Consider the following 26,689-nt stretch of genomic DNA (forward strand, 5'->3'; position numbering starts at 1 on the left):
CCGCCGAGCAGAACCTGTACGCGGCCATCCCCCGCCGGTTCAGCAACCGTGCCCCGTTCTGGCCCGACCCGGTGCCGGCCGACGCCCGCTGGCAGCTCGGCGAGGCGGCCCGGGCCGAGCACTGCTGGCTGGAGCTGCTGATCGGGGTCAGCGCGGTCAACGCGTTCGCCGAGATCGCCCACGGCGCGCACCGGGTGCTCGAACGTGACCCGGCCTACCGGGCGGAGCGGGAGGCGTGGGTACGCGCCGCGCACGCGCCCGACGGGGTACCGGCAGCCGCCGGCGGTCCGCAGGCCGAGCCGCAGGACCTGCTCCCGGCGCGGGGCTTCGGCGGCCCGCAGCGGGCGCCGGGCCGGGACTTCGAGGCAGAGCCGCTGGTGGCGGTGCTCGGTTCGGCCGGCAACACCGCCGTCGACCAGGTCGTCGCCGGCCAGGCGTTGCAGCGGGTGCTGCTCACCGCCACCGACGCCGGGCTGTCCGTGTCGATGCTTTCCCAGCCGATCGAGGTGCCGCCGGCGCGGGAACAGCTGCGGATGTCGCTGGGGCGGTTCGGCACCCCGCAGATGGTGATGCGGATCGGGTACGGCCAGCCGGGACGACCCACCCCCCGCCGGCCGGTCGACGAGGTGCTGGACCTGCCGGTGCGCCTGTCGTAGGACGATCCGGCGTCACCCGGGCGGCATCGGAGCCGGCTGTTCCGCGCCGATCGCGGCAAGTAGGGTGGCTTCCCGGGCCGGGTCGAGGCCGACCGGCGCCCGGGCCGGCCGACCGGCTCGGGCCGGGACGGCACCGACCCGGCGCAGCCACGACCAGGTGTCCGTCACGGTGTCGGCCACCGGCCGGCAGGTCAGCCCGTCGGCGTACGCGAGGCCGACGTCGAGCTGCTGCATCCACCGGTACTCGTGGCCCGGGGGGATCCAGATCGGCAGGTCGTTCCACGGCTCCACGCCGGCGGCGAGGAGCTGTTCCGGGTCGGCCCAGCGCAGCCGGGCGTCGGCGCCGGTGGCCGCAAGGCAGGCGGCGAGCAGCTCACCGGTGGTGGTGTGCCCGGGCCGGCTCACCACGTTGACCGCTCCACCGCGACCGGCGGCCCCGGCGGCCAGCAGGTAGGCCGCCAGGTCCCGGACGTCGACGTACTGCACCGGCAGGTCGGCCGGGCCGGGTGCGAGCACGTCGCCGCCCCGGGCGATGCGGGTCAGCCACCACGGCAGCCGGCCGATGTCCTCCCCCGGGCCGATGATCAGCCCGGCCCGGGCGAGCAGCACGCGGTCGCCGAGGACCTCGCGCAGCGCCCGCTCGGCACCGGCTTTCAGCGTCGGGTAGTCGCCGTCGACGGCGCCCGGGTCGGCGTCGGCCACCGGCGCCTGCTCGGTCGCGCCGGCCGCCACGGGTGGGGCGTAGACGGACGCGCTGGAGACGTAGACGTAATGGCCGACCTGGCCGGCCAGGGCCCGCGCGGTCGCCTGCGCGGCCCGGGGTGCGCCGTCCCAGGTGTCGACGACGAGGTCCCACTCGCCACCGGCCAACGCGGTCAGCCCGTCGGCTGCCGTCCGGTCACCCACCAGTCGGCGTACGCCCTGCGGAGGCGCCCCGTGCCGTCCCCGGTTGAACACGGTCACCGACCAGCCACGGTGGACCGCCTCGGCGACCGTCGCCCCGCCCACGAATCCCGTCCCGCCCAGCATGAGAAGTCTCATGCCGTCCACCCTGCCGGGCCGCTGCACCGGTCGGGTACCTCGTTCACCCTCAGCGGATCTGCCGAGGGCAGAAGGCGGGGCGGGTCGCCCGCGCCCGCCGGACGACTGGTTGTCCGGCGGGAGCGCGGGCTCGGTCGGGCGGTGCCGCGCGGGCACGGCGGGCACCCCCGGCCGGCTCCTTCGTCGAAGGTTGGCGATTGCCATCGTCGGCCCCGGCCGACGCGGGCGTCAACAACTTCCGGAAGACTATCGATAGACTGCTATCCGAGCGGGGCGGCGCTGTCCCGGATGACGAGCTCGGTGGCCAACTCCACCCGGGGGCTCTCCACGGTCTCGCCCCTGGCCAGCCGCAACACCGTCCGGGCGGCCAACATCCCCATCTCCGCCAACGGCTGACGCACCGTGGTCAACGGCGGCGAACACCACCGCACCTCCGGCAGATCGTCGAACCCGACCACACTGATGTCGTCCGGCACCCGCAGCCCCCGCTGCCGCACCGCCTCGTACACACCCAACGCCATCTGGTCACTCGACGCGAAAATCGCCGTCGGCGGATCCGCCAACCCCAACAACCGCACCCCACCGGAGAAACCGGCCTCGTGATAGAAGTCCCCGGGGCACACGAGGTCGTCGTCGACGGCCAGCCCGGCGGCCTCCAGGGCGGCCCGGTAGCCGTCCATCCGGGCCCGGCTGCACATCAGCTGCGGCGGCCCGGCGATGAATCCGATCCGCCGGTGCCCCAGACCGATCAGGTACTCCGTCGCCCGCAGGCCGCCGACCCAGTTGGCGGCGCCGATCGTCGGCGCCTCCCGGGTCGGCAGGCCGTCGGCGTCGACGACGACCAGCGCGACGCCGAGCCGACGCAGCTCGTCCTGCAACGGCGGCTCCACCATCGAGGTCACGAAGATGACGCCCTCGGTGCCGCGTCGGCGCATGCCGTCGAGCCACTGCTTGGCCGACGACGTGCGGCGGTGGATGGCGGAGACCACGGTGCCCACTCCGGCGGCGTGCGTGACGTCCTCCACACCCCGGATGATCTCCACCGCCCACGGGCTGTCCAGGTCGTTGAAGACCAGATCCAGCAGGCCCGAACTCGTTCGCACGCTGGACGGCCGGCGCTGATAGCCGTGCCGGGTCAGCAGCTCCTCCACCCGCTCCCGGGTCTGCGGGGCCACGTCCGAACGACCATTGAGCACCCGCGACACCGTGGGCACCGAAACCCCGGCCAGGTCCGCGATCGCCGAGATGGTGACCTTGCGGGTGTCTCTGGCAACCACAGCACTCCCTAGCCCAGCCGATATGGCGACAGCCCGTGCGGCGACCAGGGGCGACCGGGACGGGCGGCCGGCTGCCGTCCCCACCCTAGTGCCGGAATTTTCGCGCGCCTACCGGTAGTTGGTGCAGGTCACACGGAGCCGCCCGGTGGACCCGGGACAGCCGCCGGGCCGGCCGACCAGCGGGCCGTCAACCCTTGGGCGCCGCCGCACTGTCCCGGACGACGAGTTCGGTGGCGAGTTCGATCCGTGGGCTCTCCACCTTTTCGCCCTTGGCCAGCCGCAACACCGTCCGGGCGGCCAACATCCCCATTTCCGCCAACGGCTGACGCACCGTGGTCAACGGCGGCGAACACCACCGCACCTCCGGCAGATCATCGAACCCGACCACACTGATGTCATCCGGCACCCGCAGCCCCCGCTGCCGCACCGCCTCGTACACACCCAACGCCATCTGGTCACTCGACGCGAAAATCGCCGTCGGCGGATCCGCCAACCCCAACAACCGCACCCCACCGGAGAAACCGGCCTCGTGATAGAAGTTGCCCGGCTGGATCAGCCGGTCGTCGATGGGGATGCCGGCCGTTTCCAGCGCCGCGCGGTAGCCGTCCATCCGGGCCCGGCTGCACATCAGCTGCGGCAGCCCGGCGATGAATCCGATCCGCCGGTGCCCCAGACCGATCAGGTACTCCGTCGCCCGCAGGCTGCCCGCCCAGTTGGTGGCGCCGATCGTCGGCGCGTCCTGGGCCGGCACCCCGGCCGGGTCGACGATCACCACGGGGATGTTGAGCCGGCGCAGATCGGCCTGCTGCGGCGGTTCGAGGGTGGAGGTCACGAAGATGACGCCCTCGGTGGACCGGGTCCGGATGTTGTCGAGCCACTGCTTGGCCGACGATGTACGGCGGTGGATGGCGGAGACCACCGTGCCCACCCCCACGGCGTGGGCGACATCCTCCACGCCTCGGATGATCTCCACCGCCCACGGGCTGTCGAGGTCGGGAAAGACCAGATCCAGCAGGCCGGAACTCGCCCGCATGCTCGGCGGCCGGCGCCGGTAGCCGTGCCGGGTCAGCAGCTCCTCCACCCGCTCCCGGGTCTGCGGGGCCACATCCGAACGACCGTTGATCACGCGCGACACCGTCGGCACCGAAACCCCGGCCAGGCGCGCGATCACGGCGATGGTCACTGTCCGGTTGTCGTTGGCAGCCACACCGGTGCCCTCCTCTGCTCGCTCATCCCTTGACGCTGCCGGCCAAGCCGCCGACGAGCTGACGTTCGGCTATGGCGTAGAAGCCCAGCGCCGGAACCATGGACAGTACGACGTACGCCAGCACCCGGGCGGTGTCGTCAGCGTACTGGCCCTGGAACGCCTGGACCCCGACAGGCAGTGTCCACCAACTCTGGTCGGTGAAGACGACCAGCGGCAGCATGAAGTTGTTCCAGCTGGCCACGATCGCCAGCACCGACACGGTGGCCAACGCCGGCCGGGCCATCGGCAGCAGGATCCGCCAGAAGAACCCGAACGCCGTGCAGCCGTCCAACGTCGCCGCCTCCTCGACCTCGGCGGGGATGGTCCGGAAGAACTGGCGCAGGATGATGATGGTGACCGGCAACCCGAAGGCGGCCTGCGGCAGGACCACGCCGAGCGGATTGTCCAGCAGGCCCATGCTGCGCAGCAGGATGAACAGCGGCAGGATGGCCACCGCGAACGGGAACATCAACCCGACCGCGAACAGGGTGAACAGCAGCTCCCGGCCGCGGAACGCGAAGCGGGCGAAGACGAACGAGGCCAACGCCGCGGCGCCCACCACCACGACGGCGGTGGCCAGCGCGATGAGGGTGCTGTTGCCCAACTGCCGCCAGAACACCCCGGAACCGACGATGCCGACGTAGTTCTCGAACACCCACGGCTCCGGCAGCCCGAGCGGGTTGGTCGACAGCTGCCCGTTGTCCTTGAAACCGCCCAGTACGCCGAAGAGCACGGGCACCACGATCAGCCCGCCGATGGCGACGGAGACCAGGTGCAGTCCAAGGTGGCGGGTCCGCTGCACGGGTTTCGGCGCGGTCATCATTGGACTCCCCTGGTGGTGATCGCGCCCTCGGTGTCCCGCCGCATGACGACCCGCTGGTAGAACAGGGCGAACACGAGGCTCAGCAGGAACATGATGATGCTGATCGCGCTGGCGTAGCCGACCTCGAAGCGGCGGAAGCCGTGCTGGAACATCGTCACCGCCATGGTCTCCGAGGCGTGGATGGGCCCACCGCCGGTGAGCACCCAGACCATGTCGAACAGCTGGATGGTGCCGATCACGGAGAGGAAGACGCTGATCCGGATGGTAGGCCCGAGCAACGGCAGCGTCACGTGCCGGAACACCTGCCAGCTGGACGCCCCGTCGGTGGTGGCGGCCTCGGTCAGCTCCCGCGGGATGTTCTGCCGGCCGGCCAGGTAGAGGATCATGTGGAAGCCGAAGTACTTCCAAGAGATCACCAGGAACAGGGCGAACAGCACGGTGTCCGGGTCGGCGAAGACGGCTTCCACCCCGAGCAGACCCGACAGGGCGTCACCCAACCCCCGGTTCGGCGAGAACACCAGCGTGAACAGCACCGCCGTGGTGACCTCGGAGAGCACGTACGGGGCAAAGAACAGCAGCCGGTAGACGCTGCGTCCGCGCAGCGGCTGGTTGAGCAGCATCGCCAGACCGAGCGACGCGGGCAGCTGGATCACCAGCGACAGCACGATCAGGATCCCGGCCCGCCACAGGTCACCCTGGAAGACGGGGTCGCTGAAGGCCCGGGTGAAGTTGTCCAGGCCGACGTAGTCCTCCGGCAGGCCGAAGCCGTTCCACTTGTACATGCTGGCGTACGCCGCCACCAGGATCGGCGTGATGACCAGCAGCAGGAACAGCACCAGGGCCGGGGCCAGGAAGAGGGCGATGGTGACCAGCCCGCGGGAACGGTCCCGGCGGCCACTGTGGGCCGCCGGGACCGCCGGCGCGAGGTCGGGCACCGCGACGTCGCGTCGCAGACCGGTCACCGGTGAGGGACTCATCGTGCCCGCTCCACTCGGTCGTCGTACGGGGTTCGGCTCGCGGGCATCGCTACTGGCTCTTCGCCACCGTGGTGATGTCCTTGACGATCTGGTCCGGCCGCTTGGTGCCGGCGACCAGTTCGGCGACGCTGTCGTTGATCTGCTGGCCGACCGCCGGCGGGTACGCCTGGTCGAGGTAGAGCTGGAAACCGGTCGCGCTGGCCAGGCTGGCCGCCACGACCTGGTTGTTCGGGTCCTTGATCCCGTCGGCGGCGGCCTTGTTGGTGGGCAGCACGGCACCGGTCGCGGCGGACCTGCGCTGGTTGCCCACCTCCAGCAGCATTCGCAGGAAGTCCACGGTCGAGGCCGGCGCGTTGCGGCCGACCGCGAAGCCGTTGCCGCCGCCGAAGGCGTCCGTGCCCACGCCCTTGCCACCGTCGACGGCCGGGAAGGTGAAGAAGCCGAGCCGGTCGCCGATGCCCTTCTTGCTGGTCGACGACGACGCCTGGACGGCGGGAGCCCACTGGCCCATCAGCTCCATCGCGGCGCCGCCGTTGCCCATCGTCGCGGCCTGGCCGTCGGGCGAGCCGTACTCCGCGCCCAGGAAACCCCGCTGGAACGGCTTCAGGTCGATCAGCTCCTTGAACCGTTCGCCGGCGGCCACGAAGTCCGGGGTGTCGAAGTTCTTCTGCTCGGCCGCCTGCTTCAGCGCCTCCAGGCCACCGATGCGCATCGCGAGGTACGCCCAGTAGTAGTGCCCCGGCCACTTGTCCTTACCGGCGAGGGCGACCGGCACCGTGCCGGCGGCCTTGAGCTTGCCGACCGCGTCCAGCAGGGCGGCCCAGGTCGCCGGCGGCGAGGTGATGCCGGCCTTGTCGAAGTGGTCCTTGTTGTACCAGAAGCCGATCATGCCGATGTCGAACGGAATGCCGTAGATCTTGCCGTCCAGGGTGTACGGCTGCAGCGCCGCCGGCAGCAGCTCGCCGACCCACGGCTCCACGTCCTTGGTGATGTCCTTGACCAGGCCCGCGTCGACCTGCTGCTGCAACACGCCGCCGCCCCAGGACTGGAACAGGTCCGGCGGTGAACCGGCCTGGGTCGCGGTGGTCAGCTTGGCCTTGAACGCCTCGTTCTCCAGCGGCTGGATCTCGACCTTGACGTTGTTGTGCGCGGTCTCGTACTCCTTGGCCATCTCCGCCCAGACCGGCAGCATGGGCTCGGTGTTCTGGATGTGCCACCAGTTGATCGTCTGTGGGCCGTCCGGGTCGCCGGACTCCCCGCCGCCACAGGCGCCGAGCAGGAGCGCGCCGGTGCCCATGCCGGCCAGACCCAGCAGCGACCTGCGGGAGATGTGCGCTGTCATCGTTCATCCCTTCGAGAACGTCTGAGGTGCTCGGAGTGCCGCCCCAGTCGGCGGAAGGTGCGGAAACACGGCCCGGAAGTTTCAGCCCGCTGCCGGTATTTTCGATGTGATGGCCGGCACGTTACGACGCGTTGACGCGTGCGGTCAAGGGGGTGTCGCACGCGGACCCCAGCCGCTACCGTGAGCGGAATTCTGGAGCTTCCGGAGTGGAGACTTCCGGAAAAACACCGGGACCAGAAATTGAAGGAGTCGAACATGTCGACCGAGATCGCAGACGTGGCCACAGCCCGGTCGATCCGCAACCCCGTGCTCACCGGCTTCCACCCGGACCCGTCCATCCTGCGTGTCGGCGACGACTACTACCTGGCCACCTCGACCTTCGAGTGGTACCCGGGCGTACGCGTGCACCACTCGAAGGACCTCGTGCACTGGCGCGCCCTGGGCGGCATCGTCACCGAACGCCGCCTGCTCGACCTGCGCGGCTGCGGCGACTCCAACGGGATCTGGGCACCGGACCTGACCTACCACGACGGGCTGTTCCACCTCGTCTACAGCGACGTGGCCAGCTTCGCCAGCGGGTACTGGGACGCGCAGAACTTCCTCACCACCGCGCCGGACATCGCCGGCCCATGGTCGGACCCGGTGCGACTGCACTCGCACGGCTTCGACGCCTCGCTGTTCCACGACGACGGCACGACCTGGCTGCTGTCGATGAGCGCCGACTGGCGGCCGGGCCGCGACCGATTCGGCGGCATCGAGATCCAGCAGTACGATCCGGCCCGGCGGAAGCTGGTCGGCCAGGCCCGAATCATCTTCACCGGCACCGAGGTCGGCCTGACCGAGGCGCCGCACCTCTACCGCCACGACGGCTGGTACTGGCTGGTCACCGCCGAGGGCGGCACCAGCTGGGAGCACCAGGTCACCGTCGCCCGCTCGCGCGAGCTGTTCGGCCCGTACGAGGTCGACCCGGCCGGGCCACTGCTCAGCTCCGTCGGCCGGCCGGACCTCGCCCTGCAGAAGGCCGGCCACGGCAGCCTGGTACGCACCCAGCACGGCGACTGGTACCTCGCCCACCTGGTGGGCCGCCCCTACACCCCGCTGGGCAACTGCGTGCTCGGCCGGGAGACCGCCCTGCAGAAGGTCGACTGGTCGGCGGGCGGTTGGCCCAGCATCCCCGGCGGCGTCCCGGCCGACGAGATCCCCGCCCCGGACCTGCCGGCCCAGCCGTGGCCCCACGAACCGGCCACCGACCACTTCGAAACGCCCGAGCTGGCCACCTGGTGGTCGACCCTGCGCCGGCCGGCCACCGACGACTGGATCGACCTGCGGTCCCGTCCGTCGCACCTGCGCGTCTACGGTGGACAGTCGCCGGTCGGGAAGCAGACGCCGAGCCTGGTGGCGCGGCGGGCGGGGGCGGCACACTGCTCGCTGGAGACCGTCGTCGAGTTCGACCCCGGCGACCACCGCCACCTGGCCGGGATCACCGGCTACTACAACACCCAGAACTGGCACTACCTCTACCTGACCCGCGCCGACGACGGGCGGATCGTGCTGGAACTGCTCAGCTGCGACAGCGGCCGGCGCACCGCGTACCCGCAACTCACGGTCGACACCGGCGGCGCCCGACGGGTCGTCCTGCGGGTGACGTTCGACGGCCCGGTGCTGCGCTTCGCCTACGACCTGGGCCACGGCTGGCAGCCGGTGCCCGTCGAACTGGACGCCACCATCCTGTCCGACGAGCACGCCGCGCTGATCATCGACGGCGAACCCGCCGCGTGGGGCTTCACCGGCTCGTTCCTCGGGCTCTGGGTGCAGGACCTCGGCGGGGACGGCCGCTACGCCGACTTCGACCACGCCACCTATCTCGAACACTGACTCCGGCCCGACCGACCCGGGCCGGGCGGCCTCCGCCCGGCCCGACACCACCACCTGGATTCACCCGGCACGAAACGTCCGCCCGCACCGGCTCCCGCCGTCGTGGCAGGTCGAGCCCGCCGGCCAGCCACCGACCGGCGATGCCGCGCTGCGACCTGACGGCTCCGAAAGTTTCCGGTCACCTGGCCGACGGCCCCAGCAGCCCACACAGTGGATTTCCGGAAGCTTTCGTGGTTGACCAAGGGCATCGATAGCCCTAATGTTTCGACCAAGTTTCCGGTTTCGATCTGGAACTATCGGCGTCACCCGCGATCGGCACGAGCTCTCGACACCCGCGGCCCGATCGCCGCTTCCACCCGAGCAGAACCTGGCCCGGGGCCCACCCTTCAAGATCGACGTCTCTCGATTGAGTATCGAAAGGAAGGCAGATGAAGCTGAGACGATGGATGGCCGTCGGCGCGGTCGCCGTCGCGACCGTCACGGCGCTGAACACCGTGCCGGCCACCGCGAGCCGGCCCTACGACCCGACCGCGCAGAGCCTGCGCACGCTCGCCCTGCGCCACGGCCTCCAGATCGGCACCGCGGTCGACATGGCCGCGCTCAACAACGCCAACGACCCGCGGTACCGCCAGATCACCGCCACCGAGTTCTCCTCGGTCACCGCGGAGAACGTGATGAAGTGGGAGAGCCTGGAGCCCACTCGCGGCAACTACGACTGGGCCCCGGCCGACCAGCTCATCGACTTCGCCAAACGCAACAAGCAGACCGTACGCGGCCACGTGCTGGTCTGGCAGAACCAGCTGCCCGGCTGGCTGACCAGCGGCGTCGAAGACGGCTCCATCAGCAAGCAGGAGCTGCGCGAACTGCTGCGCAAGCACATCACCACCGTGGTCAGCCGGTACAAGGGCAAGATCTCCCAGTGGGACGTGGTCAACGAGGCCGTCAGCGACCCGTGGGACAACCCGCCCACCCTGCACTACAAGGGCTTCTGGGCCCAGCACCTCGGCCCCGGCTACCTCGCCGACGCATTCCGCTGGGCCCGCGCCGCCGACCCCAAGGTGCTGCTGTTCTACAACGACTACAACATCGAGGCGTTCGGCTCCGGTAACCCGGCCAACGACAAGACCCAGTTCGTCTACGACATGGTCAAGGGACTGCTCGCCCAGCGCGTCCCGATCGACGGCGTCGGCAGCCAGGGCCACCTGGGCACCCAGTACGGCAACTACGACACCCTCCAGGTAACCGACGCGCTGAAGAGGTTCACCGCGCTCGGCCTGGCAACCGCGTTCACCGAGGTCGACGTCCGCAGCGAGATGACCGAGGCGGTCCAGGCCGGCGACTCGGCGGAGATCAACCCCAGATTGCAGGCGTCGGCGGCCAACTTCAGCGTGCTGATGAAGGCCTGCCTCGCCGTCCGCAGTTGCATCTCGTTCACCGTCTGGGGTTTCAGTGACAAGCACTCCTGGGTGCCGACCTGGTTCGACAACCCGCCTGAGGGCCTGGCCACCATCTACGACGAGAACTACCAGCCCAAGCGGGCGTACCACGAGATCAAGTCCGACCTGATCTTCGCCGGGCCGCCGTACGTCCTGCCGCGCATCACGCCCAAACCCCGCCGCTGACGTGCAAGGAAGGGCCCCTTGTTAACGCCTGCGATAGAGGAGGGGCCCCTTTAACAATCGATCTCCGAGTGAGCCGGGTGGAGCGCGCAGCTCCACCCGGCCCACCGGTCCCTCAGAAACGCCAACCCGGAAGGTCCGACCGATGGCACTCCGCACCCACCCCCCGCTGGCAACACACCGCGCCCGGTCCGGGCCGGATGCGACGGTACGGCCCGTAGAGACGATCGACACCGACCACGTCCTCTGCCTCACCTTCGACGACGGACCGCACCCGGTGCACACCCCGCGCCTGCTCGACGTCCTGGCCGGCCACCAGGTCCACGCGGTCTTCTTCCTCCAGGGCAACCGCGTCACCGAGCATCCCGATGTGGTTCGCCGGATCGCCGGCGCCGGGCACGCGCTGGGCAACCACGGCATGCGCCACGACGACATGGGCGCCTGGACCGCCGGCCGGATCGCCTCGGACCTGCTAGAAACCAACGCGGTCATCCGGCAGGCCGTGCCGTACGCCCCGGTGCCCTACTTCCGAGCCCCCTACGGCGCCTGGGGTCAGACCCCCACCGTGGCGACCGCGCTGGGGATGCGGCCGATGGGCTGGCAGCTGGCGGTGACCGACTGGGAGCCGCCCGGCACCGACGAACTGGTCCGACGCCTCACCGAGGGCGTCGCCCCCGGCGCGGTGGTGCTGCTGCACGACGGTGGCGGCGACCGCAGCCAAACCGTCGACGCCGTCGACCGGGTCATTCCGGCGTTGCGGGCCGACGGCTGGCACTTCGCACTGCCCGACGCCGGTACCCGATAAAGCCAGACGGGTCACTGCTGGTGGGCGGCGTGATACTGCTCGTCGGTGACCGGTTCCCGCCAGCTGGTTCCGTCGCCGCTGCCGTCGCCTTCGAACATGGCGAGGTGGCTCATGAGGTTGCCGGCCGTGGCCCCGTGCCAGTGTTCCTCGCCGGGCGGGGTGTGCACGGTGTCCCCGGGACGCAGGGTGATGGTCCGGCCGTCCCGGGTCTGCACCAGGCCGATCCCCTCGGTGACGTGCAGGGTCTGGCCGAGAGCGTGGGAGTGCCAGTTGGTACGGGCACCAGGGGTGAAGCGGACACGGCTGACGATCATCTTCGACGGCTCTTCACCGCGGTGGACGAGGTCGACGTACACGTCTCCGGTGAAGGTCGTCGCCGGCCCTCTGGTGGTCGCCGGGACGGGCTTGAGTTCCATGGCGGTTCTCCTCTCGTCAGTCGATGGCTTCAACGGTGAGCGGGGCGGTGCCGACGTGGTCGGCGCGGGTCAGGGCTGCAGCAGCGCCTTGATGGCGCGCCGTTCGCTCATCGCCCGGTAGCCCTCGGCGACCTGGTCGAGCGGCAGGGTGAGGTCGAAGACCTTGCCCGGGTTGATGTCGCCCTTGAGCACCAGGTCGATCAGCTCGGGCAGGAACCGGCGCACCGGCGCCGGACCGCCGTGCAGCCCGACGTGCGTGAAGAACAGTTCCTCGCCGTTGAGCCGCACGCCGTGCGGGACCCCGACGTAGCCGACGTACCCGCCGGGCCGGGTGGAGGCGACAGCCTGCCGCATGGACTCGGCGGTGCCGACGCATTCGAGTACGGCGTCGGCGCCGATGCCGCCGGTCAGCTCCTTGATCCGGGCCGCGCCTTCGTCGCCGCGTTCGGTGACGATGTCGGTGGCACCGTACTCGGTGGCGAGCTTCTGCCGGGTCTCGTGGCGACTCATCACGATGATGCGTTCGGCGCCGAACCGGCTGGCGGCCAGGACGCCGAGCAGCCCGACCGCGCCGTCGCCGACGACGGCGACGGTCTGACCGGGCTTGACCTGGGCCGCGACGGCGGCGAACCAGCCGGTGCCCATCACGTCCGACAGCGTGAGCAGGCTCGGGATCAGCTCCGGCGCCGGGAGATCCGGCGTCGCGACCAGGGTGCCGTCGGCCAGCGGTACGCGCAGCGCCTCGGCCTGGGCCCCGCCCACGAGTTCCCGGTGTACACAGGAGCTCTGGTAGCCGGCCCGGCAGTTCGGGCAGGTGTTGTCGGAGGCGAAGAACGACCCGATGACGAACTGGCCCGGCTTGATCGTGGCGACGTCGCTGCCGACCTCCTCGACGACGCCGACGTACTCATGGCCCATCGGCACGGGCCGGGTGACCGGGTTGACGCCTCGGTAGTCCCACAGGTCGGAGCCGCAGACGCAGGCGGCGGAGATTCGGATGATCGCGTCGGTTGGCACGATGAGACGAGGGTCGGCGCGATCTTCGAGCCGCACGTCGCCGGGGGCGTAGATGACAGTTCCACGCATCACTGGGTTCCTCTCAACGGATGCGGAAATCGCACATTTACGAATTGGCGTGCCAGCGGACGGGGTCAGCCGTCGCAGCAGGCCAGACCCAGGTAACCGGCTGTCCGCGCGCAATGGGAGGGCTTGTTGAGGCAGGTAATGACAGAACCCCTCAGGCCCACGGCGCGGGTCGTACCGTGGCTGTCGTGGACCACCGGAACGACATCCGCGAGTTCCTGGCCTCCCGGCGGGCCAGGATCACTCCCGAACGGGCCGGGCTGCCGAACTACGGCGGCACCCGTCGCGTCGCGGGGTTGCGCCGGGCCGAGGTCGCGATGCTGGCCGGGGTGAGCCCCGACTACTACACCCGTCTGGAACGCGGCAACCTCACCGGTGTCTCCGACAGCGTGCTGGCCGCCATCGCCCGCGCCCTGCAACTCGACGAGGCCGAGCGCTCCCACCTGTACGACCTGGCCCGCGCCGCCAACACGACACCGCGCACCCGGCGGCGACCGGCCAAGCAGCAGATCCGCCCCGGCGTGCAGAGCCTGCTCGACGCGATGACCGAGGCGCCCGCGTTCGTCCGCAACGGGCGTCTCGACGTGCTCGCCGTCAACCGCCTCGGGCAGGCCCTCTACGCGCCGGCCTTCGACGCCCCCGGCCGGCCGGTCAACCTGGCCCGGTTCTGCTTCCTCGACCCGCGCGCCGACGACTTCTACCCCGACTGGGACGACGCCGCCAACACCACCGTCGCACTGCTACGCACCGAAGCCGGCCGCGACCCGTACGACCGGGCCCTGACCGACCTCGTCGGCGAACTCGCCACCCGCAGCGACGACTTCCGCAACCGGTGGGCGGCGCACAACGTGCGCCTGCACTACACCGGGTTCAAACACTTCCATCACCCCGTGGTCGGTCGGCTCGATCTGGCTTTCGAGGCCATGCCGATGCCGGCCGACCCCGGCCTGACCTTGACCGCCTACAGTGCCGAACCCGGCACGCCCGCGTGGGACAGCCTGCGACTGCTCGCCAGCCTGGCCGCGACGACCACCCAGACCGATGACCCGCACCAGGCGGAACGCCCCTGAGACCGGGCCAAACAAATGAGAACGCATTTATGGTGGGCGATACTGGGTTTGAACCAGTGACCTCTTCCGTGTCAAGGAAGCGCGCTCCCACTGCGCCAATCGCCCGTGGAGACCACCCACACCGGCAGGTGTGGACGGATCGCGAGCGGACGACGGGATTCGAACCCGCGACCCTCACCTTGGCAAGGTGATGCGCTACCAGCTGCGCTACGTCCGCATGCCCCCGGTATCGCCGGGGACGTGCCAACTCTACCCGATGACAAGATCGCCCGAGCGGTGCCCCCGGCGGCCGGGTGATTGCGCAGATCACCGCCGGGGTACAGATCTCCCCCGACAGCACACCGCATCCCTGACAAAGGAGGCTGTCATGGGTATCGGCACCAGCATTTTCCTGCTCGCGGTCGGCGCCATCCTCACCTTCGCGATCGACGCCAGCATCGGCGGCCTCGACCTCGACGTGGTCGGGTGGATCCTGATGGCCGCCGGCGTGCTCGGCCTGATCATGACCACCATCGTCTGGGGGCGCCGCCGCCAGGTGGTCGCCACCACCGAGGAGCCGGTGGAGTACCGCCGGGTCGAGGAACGTCGGGACATCGCACCGCCGCTGTGACCCGGGGTCCGACGGAGCTGATCGGTCGCCCGATCCACATCCCGGTGGCGACCACCTTGCATGGTGGTCGCCACCGGGCTGGGGACGGACAGCAAAAGGCCCGCCATCGGGCTGGGACGGACAGCAGAAGGCCCGTCACCGGATGTCCGGTAACGGGCCTTTTGGTGCCTGTTTCAACTGGTGGGCGATACTGGGTTTGAACCAGTGACCTCTTCCGTGTCAAGGAAGCGCGCTCCCACTGCGCCAATCGCCCTCGCTATCTTGCCGAGGTGGGGACGGGATTTGAACCCGCGTACACGGCTTTGCAGGCCGTTGCCTCGCCTCTCGGCCACCCCACCGAGGTTGCCCCCGTCACGCGTGGCGGCAGCTCCGAGCGGACGACGGGATTCGAACCCGCGACCCTCACCTTGGCAAGGTGATGCGCTACCAGCTGCGCTACGTCCGCACGCCCCCGGCGTTTCCCGGTGACGGATGAGAACTTTAGCCGAGCGATGGAACGGTTGCCAAATCGGGGCCGGTCCGGGCGCGTCCGAAATCCATTCCCTAGAGCTTCCTAGGAGACTGGATCGATAGCCCCGGGCGACAGGGACGGGAGGGGCCGCCTCCGGCGGCAGTGGCCCTGAGCAGCCAAAACGTGAAACTTACGTGCCGGCAACTGTCCGGCTTCCGACTGTCGCAAGCCAGATCAACCGGGTTTCGGTGACTGACTGTGTCCGATTCGATGGGCTACGGTGACGGGCGTGACGAGACGTGCGGCCGAGATCCGCCTGGATGCCCTGCTGCGGACCGCATGTGACGTGATCGTGCAGCGCGGGCTCGCGAACACCCGCACCTCGGACGTGGCGCAGGCCGCCGGCGTCAGCCAGGCGCTGGTCTTCTACCACTTCGCCACGAAGGAGCGGCTGCTCGCCCAGGCCTTCGCGTACGCCGTCGAGCAGGATCTGGCCCGGCTGGACGCGGTCACCCGGTCCAGCGCCCCGCCGCTGACCAAGCTCCGGCGGATTCTGCGGCTCTACACCCCGGCCGGGCGCCCCACCTCCTGGTCGATGTGGATCGACGGCTGGGCGGAGTCGCTGCGTACGCCCGAGTTGGAGAAGGTCTCCCGCAAGCTGGACCTGCGCTGGCGGCAGGACCTCGCCACGGTGATCTCCGACGGGGTCAGCGAGGGCGTCTTCGAGTGCGCGGACCCGGCGGGCGCGGCCTGGCGGATCAGCGCGGTGATGGACGGCCTGGCGGTGCAGCTCGCGGTGCACGAGCGGGTGATCTCCCGGCGACAGCTCGCCGAGTGGGTACGCCTGGTGACCGCCCGCGAGTTGGGGCTCGACCCGGCGCAGCTCGACTGATCGGCGGCAGCCCCGGCCACCGTCGGGCGAACCGGCCGCCGCCGGGGCCGCAGCCGGCAACAATGACGGCATGGACCTGCTGGAGACGTACCGGCGCAGCCTGGTGGAGTTCACCGACCGGGTGGAACAGGTCGGCGCCGGGCAGTGGTCGGCCCCGACCCCGTGCCCGGACTGGGACGTCCGCACCCTGGTCAACCACGTGGTCGGGGAGGACCGCTGGAGCGTGCCCCTGTTCGCCGGCCGGACCATCGCGGAGGTCGGCGACCGGTACGACGGCGACCAACTCGGCACCGACCCGGTCGAGGCCGCCCGCGACGCGGCGGCCCAGGCCGAACTGGCCGCCACCCATCCCGGGGTACTGGAACGCACGGTCCATCTCTCGGCCGGCGACACCCCCGCCGAGGAGTACCTGCACCAACTGATCGCCGAACACCTCGTGCACGGCTGGGACCTGGCCGTGGCGATCGGCGCCGACCCCCGGCTGGACGCCGACGCGGTCGCCGAGTGCGCCCGCTGGTTCGCCCGCCGCGTCGGCGACTACCAGCAGTTCGGGCTGACCCGTCCCGAGGTCGGGTTGCCCACCGCAGCCGACGAACAGGACCGGCTCATCGCCGCCTTCGGCCGCGACCCCGAGTGGACCCCGTAGCGGCAGCCGCCGACCCGGCGACTGCCGCCGCCGGTCAGTTCAGCGGGTAACCACCGTCGCGGGGCACGGTCCGCCACTGCGACCGCCGGCTGGGCTGCCGCTCCCAGCGTCCAGCGGTCGCGGCACCGGCTTCGGCCGGGTCGGGTTCGCGGGTCAGTTGCCGCAACCGCAGCAACAGCCCGACCCCGAGGAAGAGCAGCAGACCGCCGAGCAGGAAGGCGGCCTCGGTCAGGCCGATACCGGCACCGGTCTGCGAGACCTGGTTGCCGGCCGCGCCGGCGGCCGGCGGATCGACCGTCCCGCCGGCGTACCCCTCGTCGTCGGCGAGGTCGCTGTCCTCGTCGGCCGGATCCACCGTCGGGACCTCCACCGGCTCCTCGGTCGGGTCGACGGTCGGCACCGGTGTCGGCGTCGGTGTCGGCGTGGTGGGTCGGGCCGCCGCGCCCCGGCCGACCACCGCCCGCGTCGCCGTCTGGCGGGACAGCAGTTGCAGGTTCACGTCGTACGCCTCGGCGGCGAGGCTGACCCGCCCCCGGCCGACGTCCCCGGTGAAGGCGATCCGGTACTGGGCGGTCACCGTACGGCCCGGGCAGAGCGTGCCCGGATCGAGCTGGCGGTCGGTCAACCGGGCCACGTCACCGTCGATCCGGACCTCCACTGGAAACGACCCGGTCTCCTCGATCCGGTCCACCCGGACCTGGTCCAGCCGCAGCCCCTGCACGCCGAGCACCATCGACCAGCGGACCTTGATGCAGTCGCCCTGGTCCGAGCGGGACACCACGGCGGAGACCGTCGCCACCCGTCCCCCGGCGGTGAACTGGTCCGGCAGTCCGCTGAGCTCGGTGGCGAACGCCGCGTGCGCCGGTGTGGCCATGGCGACGTCCACCCCGGTGAGACATGCCAGCGCCACCCCGATCCGTAGCGTGCTCCGCCACAGCCTCATCACGATCCGTCCTCCCGTTGGTCGCCTCCATTGGCAACGCTAGGAGCGGCGGAGGCCACCGGGTAGACGGGCGTGTTCGCACGAACCGTCAAGCAAGATGCCCCATTTCACGTACGGTATTGAACCGATCGCGGCCTCCCCGCGACACGCCGTCGGGCCGGGCGGTGGACAATCACCGACGTGTCCGCGCTCTCCACCGCCTTCGTCCGGCTGCACGCCCGGCTCGCGCCCGTCGCCTTCGTACCCGAGGTGCGGCTGCACCAGGCGGACGAGCCGATCGGCTTGTGGGAGCTGACCGAGGGCGAGTTCCGCAGCGACCAGCCACCGCCGTTCTGGGCCTTCGCCTGGGCCGGCGGTCAGGGCCTGGCCCGGTACGTCACCGACCACCCGCAGCTGGTCGCCGGTCGCCGGGTGCTCGACCTGGCCTCCGGCTCCGGCCTGGTGGCCATCGCCGCCGCCCGGGCCGGCGCGGCCACCGTCCGCGCGGTGGAGGTCGACGAACTGGCCGTCGCCGCGGTCGCGCTGAACGCCGAGGCCAACGGGGTACGCGTGGACGCCGAACTCGGCGACATCCTCGACGGCGACGCCGGCGACGCCGAGGTGATCCTCGCCGGTGACGTGTTCTACAGCCAGGTGATGGCCAACCGGGTGCTGCGGTTCCTGCTGCGCGCCGCCCGCTCCGGGGCGCGGGTGCTGGTCGGCGATCCCGGTCGGGCCTTCCTGCCCCGGGACCGCTTCGACGAACTCGCCGGCTACGACGTGCCGGTCAGCGAGGCGCTGGAGAGCGTACGGGTGAAGCGCACCACGGTGTGGCAGCTGCGCGCCGGGCAGCCGAAGGCGGCCGGTTAGCGTGACGCCGTGCTGTTCCGCAGCTGGGAGCAGGCCCCGCAGGCCCGGTGGCCGGACGTGGCCCCCGTCGCCGACCACGTGGGTGTCGAACACCTGCTGGTGACCCGGCACGCGCTGGTCCGGCAGGTGCTCACCGACCCCGGGACGTACCGGCCGGACAACGCCCTGGACGCGGTCACCCCGATGCCGGTGGCCGCACTGCGGGTGCTCGCCGCGCACCGGTTCCGGCTGCCGCCGACGCTGGCCAACAACGGCGGCGCCAGCCACCCGGAGATCCGCGCGCTGGTCGCCGACGCCCTGCACCCGACGCGGGTGGCCGCCCAGCGGGACTGGCTGGCCGCGCTGGTCCGGCGGCGGGTGGCCGACCTGAGCGTCCGGCTGGACGCCGGCGAGCCGGTGGACCTGCACGCCGAACTCGCCGCCGACCTGCCGCTGCTGGTCCTGGCCCGGCTGGTCGAACTGCCCGACGCGCCGGTCGCGGCGGTGAAGGGCTTCGCCCGCGCGGCGCTGGAACTGTTCTGGGCCCCGCTGGACGCCGACCGGCAGCAGACCCTCGCCACCGAGGTGGGCCTTTTCCATCAGCTGCTGCGGGACTTCGCGGCCACCGGCGGCGGGCTGGCCGGGTCGCTGCGGGCCGCCGGGCACTCGCCCGACGTGCTGGTCGGCGCGCTGTTCTTCCTGCTGGTCGCCGGCCAGGAGACCACCTCGCAGTTCCTCACCCTGCTGATGCACCGGCTCACCGGCGAGCCGGCGATACTCGCCGGGCTGCGGAACGGCTCGGTGGCGGTCGCCGACGTGGTCGAGGAGGGGCTGCGGCTGGAGCCGCCGATCGTCACCTGGCGGCGGATCGCCGCGGTGGACACCACGCTGGGCGGTACGCCGGTGGCGGCGGGCACCAGCGTGGTGCTGTGGCTGGCCCGCGCCGGCCGGGACCCGGTCACGGTCGACTCGCCGGACGAGTTCCGACCGGGGCAGCGCGGGTCACGCCGGCACCTGGCCTTCGGGGCGGGCGTACACCGCTGCGTCGGCGACCAACTCGCCCGGATGGAGGCCGCGACGGTGGTGGCGGAGGTCGCGCCACTGCTGGCCGGGGTGCGCGTGGTCCGCCCGCCCCGCTGCCCGGACAACCTCACCTTCCGGATGCCCGACGCCTTCGTCGTCCGCCGCTGACCGGCAGCCCGGACACCGACGAATGTCAGCTGCTCAGCTGATCTCCTCGGCCCAGGCGCGCCAGTCGTCGAGCACGCCGTACAGCGCCGGGGTCAGCCAGCCCGGCGCGGACCGCCGGAACACTCCCGGGTCCATCGCCCCGGCACCGGCCGGCAGCGCGCCGAGCAGGTTCGGCAGCAGGTCGCTCAGGTTGGCCCAGTGCACCAGCTCGGGGTCGGCCGGCCAGGCGCCGATCACCACGCCGGCCGGCACCGCCCGCCGGTCGAGCGCCTCCAGGGTGAGCGCCGTGTGGTTGAGGGTGCCGAGCCCGGCGCGGGCCACCACCACCGCCGGGGCACCCAGCGACACGGCCAGGTCGGCCACCGTCCAGGGCTCCCCGGACGGCCGCAACCCCATCGGTACGAGCAGCCCGCCGGCCCCCTCGACCAGCACCAGGTCGTGCTTGTCGGCCTCCTCGCGGACGGCGTCCACGGCGTTGTACAGCTCCAGCGGCGGCAGCTCGGCCACCCGGGCGGCGGCCAGTGGAGCGAGCGGGTCGGGGAAGCTGGCCAGGGTCCGGCCGGTCATCGGGGCGGCCAGCCGGGTGACCGCCTCGACGTCGGTGGGCTCGCCGGTGGCCGTACCGGTCTGGCCGGGTTTGACCACCGCGACCCGCAGCCCGGCCGCCTGCGCGGCGGCCGCGATCGCCGCGGTCACCACCGTCTTGCCGACCTCGGTGTCGGTCCCGGTGACCAGCACCGGTCCCCGCCACTGATCCGTCACGGCGCACATTCCACGATGACCTCCAGGGCGCGTTCGAAGTCCGCCCGTGGCACCCCCGCGCTGATGGTCAGCCGCAGCCGGGAGCGGCTGTCCGGGGTGGAGGGCGGGCGGAAGCAGCCGACTGCCACGCCCCGGTCCCGGCAGGCGGTGGCCCAGGCGGTCGCCGCCTCGGGCCCCGGGGCGGTGACCGAGACGACGGCGGCGTCGGGCGCGGAGACGCCGAGGCCGGCGGCCCGCAGCCGGCGCACCACCAGGTCGGCCCGCTCGGCCAACTCCTGACGCAGGTCGTCGCCGGCCCGGGCCAGCCCGACGGCGGCGCGCACCCCGGCCGCTACCGCCGGCGGTAGGGCGGTGTCGTAGATGAAGGTCCGGGCGGTCTCCACCAGGTGCCGGACGAACTCGGCCGGGCCGGCGACCACACCGCCGGCACCGCCGAGCGCCTTGGACAGGGTGGCGGTGACCACCACGTCGGGCTCGCCGGCCAGCCCGGCGGCGGCCACCGCGCCGGCCCCGGCCGGTCCGGTCACGCCGAGGGCGTGCGCGTCGTCGACCAGCAGCAGCGCCCCGTGCTCGCGGGCGGTGGCGTGCAGCCGCGCCAGCGGGGCCAGGTCGCCGTCGACGGAGAAGACCGACTCGGTGACCACCACCGCCGGGCGGCCGGGCGCGGCCGCGAGGGCCGCCGCGACCGCCGCCACGTCGGCGTGCGGGGTGACCACGGTCTCCGCCCCGGAGATGCGGCACCCGTCGATCAGCGAGGCGTGGTTGTGCGCGTCGGAAACCAGCAGCGTGCGGGGCCGCACCAGCGCGCGGACCGCGCCGACGTTGGCCAGGTACCCGGAGGAGAAGACCAGCGCCCGGTCGGTGCCGAGCCAGCCGGCGAGGCTGTCCTCAAGCGCGTGGTGGGCGTCCGTGGAGCCGCGGACCAGCCGCGACCCGGTCGCCCCCAGCCCGTACGCGGACAGCGCCCGCGCCGCGGCGGCGACCACCTCGGGATGCGTGGCCAGACCCAGGTAGTCGTTGCCGGCCAGGTCGACCACGGCGTCGCCGGCGTCGCGCGGGTGCAGCCGGCGGGTCAGTCCCGCCTTCGCCCGCAGCTCGGCGCGGCGGTCCAGCGCCGCCAGCCAGTCCGCCACCGTACGTCCCTTCCGCGCCGACCGTCGCCCGTCCGGCCCTTCCGCGGGGCGAAACTACCACCCGCCGGTGGGGCCCCCGGCGGACCCACTCCGGGCTTGACCTCAACCTCGGTTGAACTAGAACGCTCAGCCGGTGCGAATCCCGACACGCTGGGCCGCCGCGCTGCTGCGCCGCGCCATCGAGAGTGCCTTGTTGCTGGCCGCCGCCGATCCGACCGCGCCACCGCTGACCCGCACACTGCTGCTCGACGGCCGGCCCACACCGGACCCGGAGCCCGTTTCTCGCGGTCAGAGGGCCTTGTAGGGTACGAGCCATGCCAGAGATCCTCGACCAGGCCCGGACCCAGGTGCTGGAGAACGGCGTCGGCCTCGACGAGGCCGGCGTCCTCGCCGTGCTGAACCTGCCCGACGAGCACCTGCCCGCCGCCCTCCAGCTCGCCCACGAGGTGCGGATGCGTTGGTGCGGCCCGGAGGTCGAGGTCGAGGGCATCGTCTCGCTGAAGACCGGCGGCTGCCCGGAAGACTGCCACTTCTGCTCGCAGTCCGGCCTGTTCACCTCGCCGGTACGGTCGGTCTGGCTGGACATCCCCTCGCTGGTCAAGGCGGCCAAGCAGACCGCCGAGACCGGGGCGACCGAGTTCTGCATCGTGGCCGCCGTGCGCGGCCCGGACGCCCGGCTGATGAAGCAGATGCGCGAGGGCGTCGCCGCGATCAAGGCGGAGGTCGACATCCAGGTCGCCGCCTCGCTGGGCATGCTTACCCAGGAGCAGGTCGACGAACTGGTCGAGATGGGTGTGCACCGCTACAACCACAACCTGGAGACCTGCCGGTCGTACTTCCCGAACGTGGTCACCACGCACTCCTGGGAGGAGCGCTGGGAGACCCTGCGGATGGTCCGCGAATCCGGCATGGAGGTCTGCTGCGGCGGCATCCTCGGCCTCGGCGAGACGGTGGAGCAGCGGGCCGAGTTCGCCGCCCAGCTGGCCGAGCTGGACCCGCACGAGGTGCCGCTGAACTTCCTCAACCCCCGCCCCGGCACCCCGCTGGGCGACCGCCCGGTGGTCGAGGGCAAGGACGCGCTGCGGGCCATCGCCGCGTTCCGGCTGGCCATGCCGCGCACCATCCTGCGGTACGCGGGTGGCCGCGAGATCACCCTAGGCGACCTCGGCACCCGCGACGGGCTGCTCGGCGGCATCAACGCGGTGATCGTCGGTAACTACCTGACCACCCTCGGCCGGCCGGCGACCGACGACCTGAAGCTGCTCGACGACCTGAAGATGCCGGTCAAGGCGCTCTCGGCGACGCTGTGATGCCGACCGGCGAGCGCGCGGCGGACGCCGCCAGCCGACCCGGGCGCGGGCAGACCGCGCCGACGGCGGGCGGGCCGTGGTGCGACCGGTGCGGGGAAGCTGCGGCGACCGGGCCGCACGTGGGGTGCGCCGCAGCGCGGGCGCTGGAGCCGCCCCGGTACTGCGCGCACTGCCGCCGCCGGATGAAGGTGCAGGTGCTGCCGGTCGGCTGGTCGGCGGTCTGCGTCGAGCACGGCGAGCTGCGAGGCTGAGCGCGATGCTGCGAGGCGAGACGGTGACCCTGCGGCCGGCGACGGCCGCGGACGTGCCGGCCCTCGCGGCGATCCGCGCCGAACCGGAGGTACGCCGCTGGTGGCGCGGCGGCGACGACCTGGCCGCCGCGGTCACGGCCGACCTCGCCGACGAGAGCACGACGGTGTACGCCGTCGAGCACCACGGCCGGGTGATAGGCGCGATCCAGTGGTACGCCGAGGACGATCCGGACTACCGGCACGCGAGCATCGACATCTTCCTCGACCCGTCGGTACGCGGCGCCGGGCTCGGCCGGGACGCGATCCGTACCCTCGTCCGGCATCTGATCGACGCCCACGGGCACCACCGGTTCACCATCGACCCGGCGGCGGCGAACACCGCCGCGATCCGGGCGTACGCGAAGGTCGGCTTCCGGCCGGTCGGCGTGCTGCGCCGCTACGAGCGCGGCGAGGACGGCCGCTGGCACGACGGCCTGCTGATGGACCTCCTCGCCGACGAATTGCGCTGAACCGCTCACCAGCTGGGCTCAATCTTGGACAGTTTCCGTTAGCGCGCTAACGGAAACTGTCCAAGATCTCCGCTGCACGAGTTGGTGGAGACCGGGGCCGACGCCGCGTGGGTCGGTTGGGGTTTCGTCGCCGTCGGAGCGGGGTGGGTTCCGGCCGGGTCAGTCGACCCGGAGCGAGTCGGCGATCGCGTCGGCGAGCGCCGGATCGTCGGCGACGGCGATGACGACGACCTGCCGCTCGGGAACCACCACCACCCGCCGCGCCCGGCCGTCCGGCAGCACTTCTGCGCCCCGCCGTACGGGGTGGCCGGCCGCGTCGCCCTCCTCGGTCGCGATCGTCGCCACCGGATCGCTCGCGACATCCGCGGAGCGCCTGATTTCGGCATAGTCGACGCGGGGCACCGGCATCAGCGCGCAGCCCGCGATCACGTCGAGGTCCACGATGTAGGTGTCCTCCACCGGCGTTCCGCACCTGAGGGCGTTGCGCGGCCACGCCGCCGGCACCGAGATCCGTACGCCTTCGCTGGCGACCTCCTGCTCGCCGGACGGGCCCCCGCCGCGCGCGGCCGTCAGACCCCAGGTGGCGAGGGCGACCACGGCCAGCACCGCGCCGGCGACGAGCACCATCGGCAGGCCCTTGCGACGCTTCACGTCGGCGCTCATTCCACTCGGCCCCCATGCGCTGTGGCCGCTTTCGGGCGGTACGCACAGCAGCCTAGTAACTAGCCGCGCTCGCCGACGGCGCCGGCACGTGCAACCGCAACCCGGGCATACAGCGAAGGTGGGCTTCCGGCCGGTCGGCGTGCTGCGCCGCTACCAGCGCGGCGCGGACGGCTGCTGGCACGACGGCCTGCTGATGGACCTCCTCGCCGACGAACTGCCCGACTGACCAACCGGCTCAGGTCGGCCAGGGAGGATCAGTCATCGGTGGGGTGGAGCGGATCATCCGCAGCCAACGACGATGGCGCCGCCACAGCAGCAGGACGCCCACGACGATCACGACCGGCAGGGCCAACGGCACCGCCACCAGCAGGATGATCGGCCGGGCCGGAAACGGGCGTGGCTCGGTCGCCGGGGCGCCGAACGCACCGGCCTCCAGCAGGTCCCGGGCCACGTCCAGGGACCACACCTCGTCCGGCGGGTCGAGCAGGACCTCGGTGGCTCCGTCCGGGCGCAACGCGATCAGTTGCACACGCCCGCTCTCCCAGTAGCCGGTGTCGTTCCAGTAGTCGCCTTCGCGCATGCCGTTGCCCGGATCCGCTTCGTACCGCACAGCCACCAGGTCGGTGCCGAGCCGCCAGCCCAGCGCGCGCAACGCCTGCCCCCGCACTGGGGTGAGGGTCGGCCCGGCGACGTCCTGGCCGGTCGCCGCGTCGAGCCAGGTCACCGTCCAGGTACGCGCCGCCAGGGCGGCGGAGTCGCAGCCGGACAGGCAGCCGTCCAGGTCGGCGACGGCGATCCGGGACCCGTCGGCGGTAAATGCTCCACTGCCGGCAAGCTTGCGCCGCGGCCCGAGATCACGGGACCAGAGCGTCCGGCCGTCGCGGTCGAGCAGGCTCAGCCGATCTCCGGCGGTCGCGGCGATCCGGGACCCGTCCGGCGAGAAGGCCGCAACCGAGGCGGTACGCAGTTTCCACCGGTCACCGAGGTCGTCGAGGAGGGTCCGGGTGGCACCGGTGGCCAACTCCAGCAGGGTCAGCCGGGCGGCTTGCCCGTCGGCGTCAGAGCGACGCGGCTCGTAGCCGTATTCCAGGACGAGCAGCGAGGCGCCGTCGCGGGACCAGGCGACCGGAGTGCCCTCGCTGTCCTTCGTCGGTCCGCTGAAGCCCCGCCGACTGCCGTCGGTCAGGTCGGTCACGGTCAACCAGGGCGGGCCCAGGGTGCCGTCGGCGACGTACCGGCCGTCCGGGGAGAGCTGCACGTCGTCGCCGGCACTGCTCTCGGTGCCGCCGTAGAGCAGCATCCGGTAGTCGCCGCCCCGGCCGACCACGGCGATCTTGCCCTCGTGGTCCACGAAGTCGCTTCCCCGAAGTCCGAGCCCACCGCCGCCGAACAGCACCGACGCCGGTCCGGGCGGGTCCTGCTCGACGGTCGCCTGCCACATCCAGGGCAGGCTGATCCGCTCCGGCACGCCCTCGCCGGCCGCCGCCGGCATCGTTCCGGCCCCCGATCCACCCAGTGCCGCGGCGACGCCGAGCACACTGACCAGGACGGCAACCAGAGCCGCGACGCCGGTACGTCGTGCCGCGCGCCGCCGCTGACGCCGGCCGACCAGCCAGGGGTCACTCGCCAGCCGGGCCGCCGGCATCCGCTCACCCAGCTCACGCAGCGCGGTACGCAGATCCTCGCTCACCGTTCCTCCCCTGCCGCAGCGCCGATGCCGACCAGTTCGGCCAGTTCGGGGGCGTGGGCGCGCAGCCGGGCCAGCGCGTCGCGGGTCTGGCTCTTCACCGTGGACACCGAGCAACCGAGTGCGGCGGCGGCTTCGACCTCGGTGAGATCCTCGAAGAACCGCAGCACGAGCACCGCACGTTGGCGCGGGGCCAGCCGAGCCAGCGCCGCCCGGACGACCAGTGCCTGGGCGACACCGGCGGTGCCGTCCGGCATCGTCTGCTCCGGCGGGTCCGCGCGAAGGTCGACGCCCCGCCAGCGGCGTCGCCACAGCGAGACGTGCTGGCTGTACATCGTCCGCCGCACGTACGGTTCCGGGTCGCCGGCCGCGCAGACCCGCTCCCAGTGCCGGGCGACCCGCACCAGTGTCAGCTGCACCAGGTCCTCGGCCTGGTGCCGGTCACCGGTCAGCAGCCATGCCGCCCGGGACAGCGCCGCGATCCGTCCGGCGACGTACGCCCGGAACGACTCTTCCCCGTCCACGCCCACCTCCCGACCACCAACACGCCCGTCCCGGGTCTTTCGGGTGGGGGACGGTCACC

At 71.9% G+C, this 26,689-nt stretch carries 28 protein-coding genes and 5 tRNA genes; 14 read left to right on the forward strand and 19 right to left on the reverse strand.

What is annotated here, in order from left to right; translation table 11 throughout:
* The coding region (locus C1I95_RS05050; RefSeq protein ID WP_111212593.1) for an Acg family FMN-binding oxidoreductase at positions 1-656 on the forward strand (656 nt) is incomplete at its 5' end.
* Positions 657-668: 12 nt separating this feature from the next.
* Here the strand turns inward: C1I95_RS05050 and C1I95_RS05055 are convergent.
* From C1I95_RS05055 to C1I95_RS05080, 6 genes are all read right to left on the reverse strand, one after another.
* Positions 669-1,697, reverse strand: coding sequence for an NAD-dependent epimerase/dehydratase family protein (locus C1I95_RS05055; protein ID WP_111212633.1), 1,029 nt, complete (start codon positions 1,695-1,697; stop codon positions 669-671).
* Between the two features lie 260 nt (positions 1,698-1,957).
* The gene (locus C1I95_RS05060) at positions 1,958-2,974 is read right to left on the reverse strand and encodes a LacI family DNA-binding transcriptional regulator (protein ID WP_111212594.1); all 1,017 of its coding nucleotides are present in this window, start codon (positions 2,972-2,974) and stop codon (positions 1,958-1,960) included.
* A gap of 187 nt (positions 2,975-3,161) precedes the next feature.
* Positions 3,162-4,181 (reverse strand): LacI family DNA-binding transcriptional regulator, encoded by a 1,020-nt coding sequence (locus C1I95_RS05065; protein WP_111212595.1) that lies wholly within the window; start codon positions 4,179-4,181, stop codon positions 3,162-3,164.
* A 22-nt stretch (positions 4,182-4,203) separates the two neighbouring features.
* The gene (locus C1I95_RS05070) at positions 4,204-5,040 is read right to left on the reverse strand and encodes a carbohydrate ABC transporter permease (protein ID WP_111212596.1); all 837 of its coding nucleotides are present in this window, start codon (positions 5,038-5,040) and stop codon (positions 4,204-4,206) included.
* Positions 5,040-6,020, reverse strand: coding sequence for a carbohydrate ABC transporter permease (locus C1I95_RS05075; RefSeq protein WP_111212597.1), 981 nt, complete (start codon positions 6,018-6,020; stop codon positions 5,040-5,042). Before C1I95_RS05075 ends, C1I95_RS05070 begins: the two co-directional genes overlap by 1 nt.
* 49 nt (positions 6,021-6,069) lie before the next feature.
* A complete protein-coding gene (locus C1I95_RS05080) occupies positions 6,070-7,362 on the reverse strand; it encodes an extracellular solute-binding protein (RefSeq protein ID WP_111212598.1) in 1,293 nt (430 codons plus the stop codon).
* Between the two features lie 255 nt (positions 7,363-7,617).
* On the opposite strand from C1I95_RS05080, the gene C1I95_RS05085 reads away from it, so the two are divergent.
* The 3 genes from C1I95_RS05085 (at position 7,618) to C1I95_RS05095 (ending at position 11,661) form a co-directional block, all read left to right on the forward strand.
* Positions 7,618-9,237, forward strand: coding sequence for a glycoside hydrolase family 43 protein (locus C1I95_RS05085; protein WP_111212599.1), 1,620 nt, complete (start codon positions 7,618-7,620; stop codon positions 9,235-9,237).
* 428 nt (positions 9,238-9,665) lie between these two features.
* Positions 9,666-10,859: an endo-1,4-beta-xylanase gene (locus C1I95_RS05090; RefSeq protein ID WP_111212600.1), complete on the forward strand. Its 1,194-nt coding sequence runs from the start codon at positions 9,666-9,668 to the stop codon at positions 10,857-10,859.
* Between the two features lie 142 nt (positions 10,860-11,001).
* Positions 11,002-11,661 (forward strand): polysaccharide deacetylase family protein, encoded by a 660-nt coding sequence (locus C1I95_RS05095; protein WP_111212601.1) that lies wholly within the window; start codon positions 11,002-11,004, stop codon positions 11,659-11,661.
* Positions 11,662-11,672: 11 nt separating this feature from the next.
* On the opposite strand, the gene C1I95_RS05100 is transcribed toward C1I95_RS05095, so the two are convergent.
* Together C1I95_RS05100 and C1I95_RS05105 are read right to left on the reverse strand one after the other, a co-directional pair.
* Positions 11,673-12,077 (reverse strand): (R)-mandelonitrile lyase, encoded by a 405-nt coding sequence (locus tag C1I95_RS05100; RefSeq protein WP_111212602.1) that lies wholly within the window; start codon positions 12,075-12,077, stop codon positions 11,673-11,675.
* 69 nt (positions 12,078-12,146) lie between these two features.
* The gene (locus C1I95_RS05105; protein ID WP_111212603.1) at positions 12,147-13,163 is read right to left on the reverse strand and encodes a zinc-dependent alcohol dehydrogenase family protein; all 1,017 of its coding nucleotides are present in this window, start codon (positions 13,161-13,163) and stop codon (positions 12,147-12,149) included.
* A 185-nt stretch (positions 13,164-13,348) separates the two neighbouring features.
* Here C1I95_RS05105 and C1I95_RS05110 point away from each other — a divergent pair, with 185 nt between their 5' ends.
* The gene (locus C1I95_RS05110) at positions 13,349-14,230 is read left to right on the forward strand and encodes a helix-turn-helix transcriptional regulator (RefSeq protein ID WP_111212604.1); all 882 of its coding nucleotides are present in this window, start codon (positions 13,349-13,351) and stop codon (positions 14,228-14,230) included.
* A 30-nt stretch (positions 14,231-14,260) separates the two neighbouring features.
* On the opposite strand, the gene C1I95_RS05115 is transcribed toward C1I95_RS05110, so the two are convergent.
* Together C1I95_RS05115 and C1I95_RS05120 are read right to left on the reverse strand one after the other, a co-directional pair.
* Positions 14,261-14,335: transfer RNA gene (locus tag C1I95_RS05115), tRNA-Val, on the reverse strand.
* Positions 14,336-14,374: 39 nt separating this feature from the next.
* Positions 14,375-14,447: transfer RNA gene (locus C1I95_RS05120), tRNA-Gly, on the reverse strand.
* Between the two features lie 150 nt (positions 14,448-14,597).
* On the opposite strand from C1I95_RS05120, the gene C1I95_RS05125 reads away from it, so the two are divergent.
* Positions 14,598-14,840 carry a DUF6458 family protein gene (locus tag C1I95_RS05125; RefSeq protein WP_111212605.1) on the forward strand — a complete coding sequence of 81 codons (243 nt, stop codon included), beginning with the start codon at positions 14,598-14,600 and terminating at the stop codon, positions 14,838-14,840.
* A 178-nt stretch (positions 14,841-15,018) separates the two neighbouring features.
* Here C1I95_RS05125 and C1I95_RS05130 read toward each other — a convergent pair.
* From C1I95_RS05130 to C1I95_RS05140, 3 genes are all read right to left on the reverse strand, one after another.
* Positions 15,019-15,093 (reverse strand) — tRNA-Val (locus C1I95_RS05130).
* Between the two features lie 14 nt (positions 15,094-15,107).
* Positions 15,108-15,178, reverse strand: a tRNA-Cys gene (locus C1I95_RS05135).
* Positions 15,179-15,212: 34 nt separating this feature from the next.
* Positions 15,213-15,285, reverse strand: a tRNA-Gly gene (locus C1I95_RS05140).
* A 295-nt stretch (positions 15,286-15,580) separates the two neighbouring features.
* Here C1I95_RS05140 and C1I95_RS05145 point away from each other — a divergent pair.
* Together C1I95_RS05145 and C1I95_RS05150 are read left to right on the forward strand one after the other, a co-directional pair.
* Positions 15,581-16,183 (forward strand): TetR/AcrR family transcriptional regulator, encoded by a 603-nt coding sequence (locus C1I95_RS05145; protein WP_111212606.1) that lies wholly within the window; start codon positions 15,581-15,583, stop codon positions 16,181-16,183.
* Between the two features lie 70 nt (positions 16,184-16,253).
* Positions 16,254-16,829, forward strand: a complete 576-nt coding sequence (locus C1I95_RS05150; protein WP_111212607.1) for a TIGR03086 family metal-binding protein — start codon at positions 16,254-16,256, stop codon at positions 16,827-16,829.
* 34 nt (positions 16,830-16,863) lie between these two features.
* Here the strand turns inward: C1I95_RS05150 and C1I95_RS05155 are convergent, their stop codons facing one another.
* On the reverse strand, positions 16,864-17,772 hold the full coding sequence (locus C1I95_RS05155; protein ID WP_233513369.1) for a hypothetical protein: 909 nt from the start codon (positions 17,770-17,772) through the stop codon (positions 16,864-16,866).
* Positions 17,773-17,952: 180 nt separating this feature from the next.
* Here C1I95_RS05155 and C1I95_RS05160 point away from each other — a divergent pair, with 180 nt between their 5' ends.
* Together C1I95_RS05160 and C1I95_RS05165 are read left to right on the forward strand one after the other, a co-directional pair.
* Entirely contained in the window at positions 17,953-18,621 is a 669-nt protein-coding gene (locus C1I95_RS05160) for a class I SAM-dependent methyltransferase (RefSeq protein WP_111212608.1), read from the forward strand.
* Positions 18,622-18,630: 9 nt separating this feature from the next.
* Complete coding sequence (locus tag C1I95_RS05165; protein ID WP_111212609.1) at positions 18,631-19,791, forward strand: cytochrome P450; 1,161 nt, start codon at positions 18,631-18,633, stop codon at positions 19,789-19,791.
* A 33-nt stretch (positions 19,792-19,824) separates the two neighbouring features.
* Here C1I95_RS05165 and bioD read toward each other — a convergent pair whose 3' ends face one another.
* Positions 19,825-20,562, reverse strand: a complete 738-nt coding sequence (bioD, locus tag C1I95_RS05170; protein ID WP_111212610.1) for a dethiobiotin synthase — start codon at positions 20,560-20,562, stop codon at positions 19,825-19,827.
* Complete coding sequence (locus C1I95_RS05175) at positions 20,550-21,686, reverse strand: 8-amino-7-oxononanoate synthase (RefSeq protein ID WP_111212611.1); 1,137 nt, start codon at positions 21,684-21,686, stop codon at positions 20,550-20,552. The genes bioD and C1I95_RS05175 overlap by 13 nt, the downstream gene beginning before the upstream one ends.
* Positions 21,687-21,819: 133 nt before the next feature.
* On the opposite strand from C1I95_RS05175, the gene C1I95_RS35135 reads away from it, so the two are divergent.
* Genes C1I95_RS35135 through C1I95_RS05190 form a run of 4 tightly spaced genes read left to right on the forward strand, consistent with a single transcriptional unit; the run spans position 21,820 to position 23,756 of the window.
* A complete protein-coding gene (locus C1I95_RS35135) occupies positions 21,820-21,990 on the forward strand; it encodes a hypothetical protein (protein WP_158566294.1) in 171 nt (56 codons plus the stop codon).
* Positions 21,991-22,000: 10 nt separating this feature from the next.
* Positions 22,001-22,996, forward strand: a complete 996-nt coding sequence (bioB, locus tag C1I95_RS05180; protein ID WP_111212612.1) for a biotin synthase BioB — start codon at positions 22,001-22,003, stop codon at positions 22,994-22,996.
* Positions 22,996-23,247, forward strand: coding sequence for a biotin synthase auxiliary protein BsaP (gene bsaP / locus C1I95_RS05185; protein ID WP_111212613.1), 252 nt, complete (start codon positions 22,996-22,998; stop codon positions 23,245-23,247). The genes bioB and bsaP overlap by 1 nt, the downstream gene beginning before the upstream one ends.
* Positions 23,248-23,252: 5 nt before the next feature.
* Entirely contained in the window at positions 23,253-23,756 is a 504-nt protein-coding gene (locus C1I95_RS05190; protein WP_111212614.1) for a GNAT family N-acetyltransferase, read from the forward strand.
* A 159-nt stretch (positions 23,757-23,915) separates the two neighbouring features.
* On the opposite strand, the gene C1I95_RS05195 is transcribed toward C1I95_RS05190, so the two are convergent.
* From C1I95_RS05195 to C1I95_RS05210, 3 genes are all read right to left on the reverse strand, one after another.
* Positions 23,916-24,407 (reverse strand): hypothetical protein, encoded by a 492-nt coding sequence (locus tag C1I95_RS05195; RefSeq protein WP_146605635.1) that lies wholly within the window; start codon positions 24,405-24,407, stop codon positions 23,916-23,918.
* Positions 24,408-24,654: 247 nt separating this feature from the next.
* Entirely contained in the window at positions 24,655-26,109 is a 1,455-nt protein-coding gene (locus C1I95_RS05205; protein WP_111212616.1) for a WD40 repeat domain-containing protein, read from the reverse strand.
* Positions 26,106-26,630, reverse strand: a complete 525-nt coding sequence (locus C1I95_RS05210) for a SigE family RNA polymerase sigma factor (protein ID WP_199523615.1) — start codon at positions 26,628-26,630, stop codon at positions 26,106-26,108. The genes C1I95_RS05205 and C1I95_RS05210 overlap by 4 nt, the downstream gene beginning before the upstream one ends.
* Positions 26,631-26,689: the final 59 nt, after the last annotated feature.

Source organism: Micromonospora craterilacus, from assembly GCF_003236315.1.
Lineage (GTDB): Bacteria > Actinomycetota > Actinomycetes > Mycobacteriales > Micromonosporaceae > Micromonospora > Micromonospora craterilacus.

What these genes read in the sequence shown, in the direction of transcription:
- C1I95_RS05055 (WP_111212633.1), bottom strand. Translation starts at nt 1,697, where the DNA reads ATGAGACTTCTCATGCTGGGCGGGACGGGATTCGTGGGCGGGGCGACG.
- C1I95_RS05070 (WP_111212596.1), bottom strand. Translation starts at nt 5,040, where the DNA reads ATGACCGCGCCGAAACCCGTGCAGCGGACCCGCCACCTTGGACTGCAC.
- C1I95_RS05075 (WP_111212597.1), bottom strand. Translation starts at nt 6,020, where the DNA reads ATGAGTCCCTCACCGGTGACCGGTCTGCGACGCGACGTCGCGGTGCCC.
- C1I95_RS05080 (WP_111212598.1), bottom strand. Translation starts at nt 7,362, where the DNA reads ATGACAGCGCACATCTCCCGCAGGTCGCTGCTGGGTCTGGCCGGCATG.
- C1I95_RS05085 (WP_111212599.1), top strand. Translation starts at nt 7,618, where the DNA reads ATGTCGACCGAGATCGCAGACGTGGCCACAGCCCGGTCGATCCGCAAC.
- C1I95_RS05090 (WP_111212600.1), top strand. Translation starts at nt 9,666, where the DNA reads ATGAAGCTGAGACGATGGATGGCCGTCGGCGCGGTCGCCGTCGCGACC.
- C1I95_RS05095 (WP_111212601.1), top strand. Translation starts at nt 11,002, where the DNA reads ATGGCACTCCGCACCCACCCCCCGCTGGCAACACACCGCGCCCGGTCC.
- C1I95_RS05100 (WP_111212602.1), bottom strand. Translation starts at nt 12,077, where the DNA reads ATGGAACTCAAGCCCGTCCCGGCGACCACCAGAGGGCCGGCGACGACC.
- C1I95_RS05105 (WP_111212603.1), bottom strand. Translation starts at nt 13,163, where the DNA reads ATGCGTGGAACTGTCATCTACGCCCCCGGCGACGTGCGGCTCGAAGAT.
- C1I95_RS05125 (WP_111212605.1), top strand. Translation starts at nt 14,598, where the DNA reads ATGGGTATCGGCACCAGCATTTTCCTGCTCGCGGTCGGCGCCATCCTC.
- C1I95_RS05150 (WP_111212607.1), top strand. Translation starts at nt 16,254, where the DNA reads ATGGACCTGCTGGAGACGTACCGGCGCAGCCTGGTGGAGTTCACCGAC.
- C1I95_RS05155 (WP_233513369.1), bottom strand. Translation starts at nt 17,772, where the DNA reads ATGAGGCTGTGGCGGAGCACGCTACGGATCGGGGTGGCGCTGGCATGT.
- bioD (WP_111212610.1), bottom strand. Translation starts at nt 20,562, where the DNA reads ATGTGCGCCGTGACGGATCAGTGGCGGGGACCGGTGCTGGTCACCGGG.
- bioB (WP_111212612.1), top strand. Translation starts at nt 22,001, where the DNA reads ATGCCAGAGATCCTCGACCAGGCCCGGACCCAGGTGCTGGAGAACGGC.
- bsaP (WP_111212613.1), top strand. Translation starts at nt 22,996, where the DNA reads ATGCCGACCGGCGAGCGCGCGGCGGACGCCGCCAGCCGACCCGGGCGC.
- C1I95_RS05190 (WP_111212614.1), top strand. Translation starts at nt 23,253, where the DNA reads ATGCTGCGAGGCGAGACGGTGACCCTGCGGCCGGCGACGGCCGCGGAC.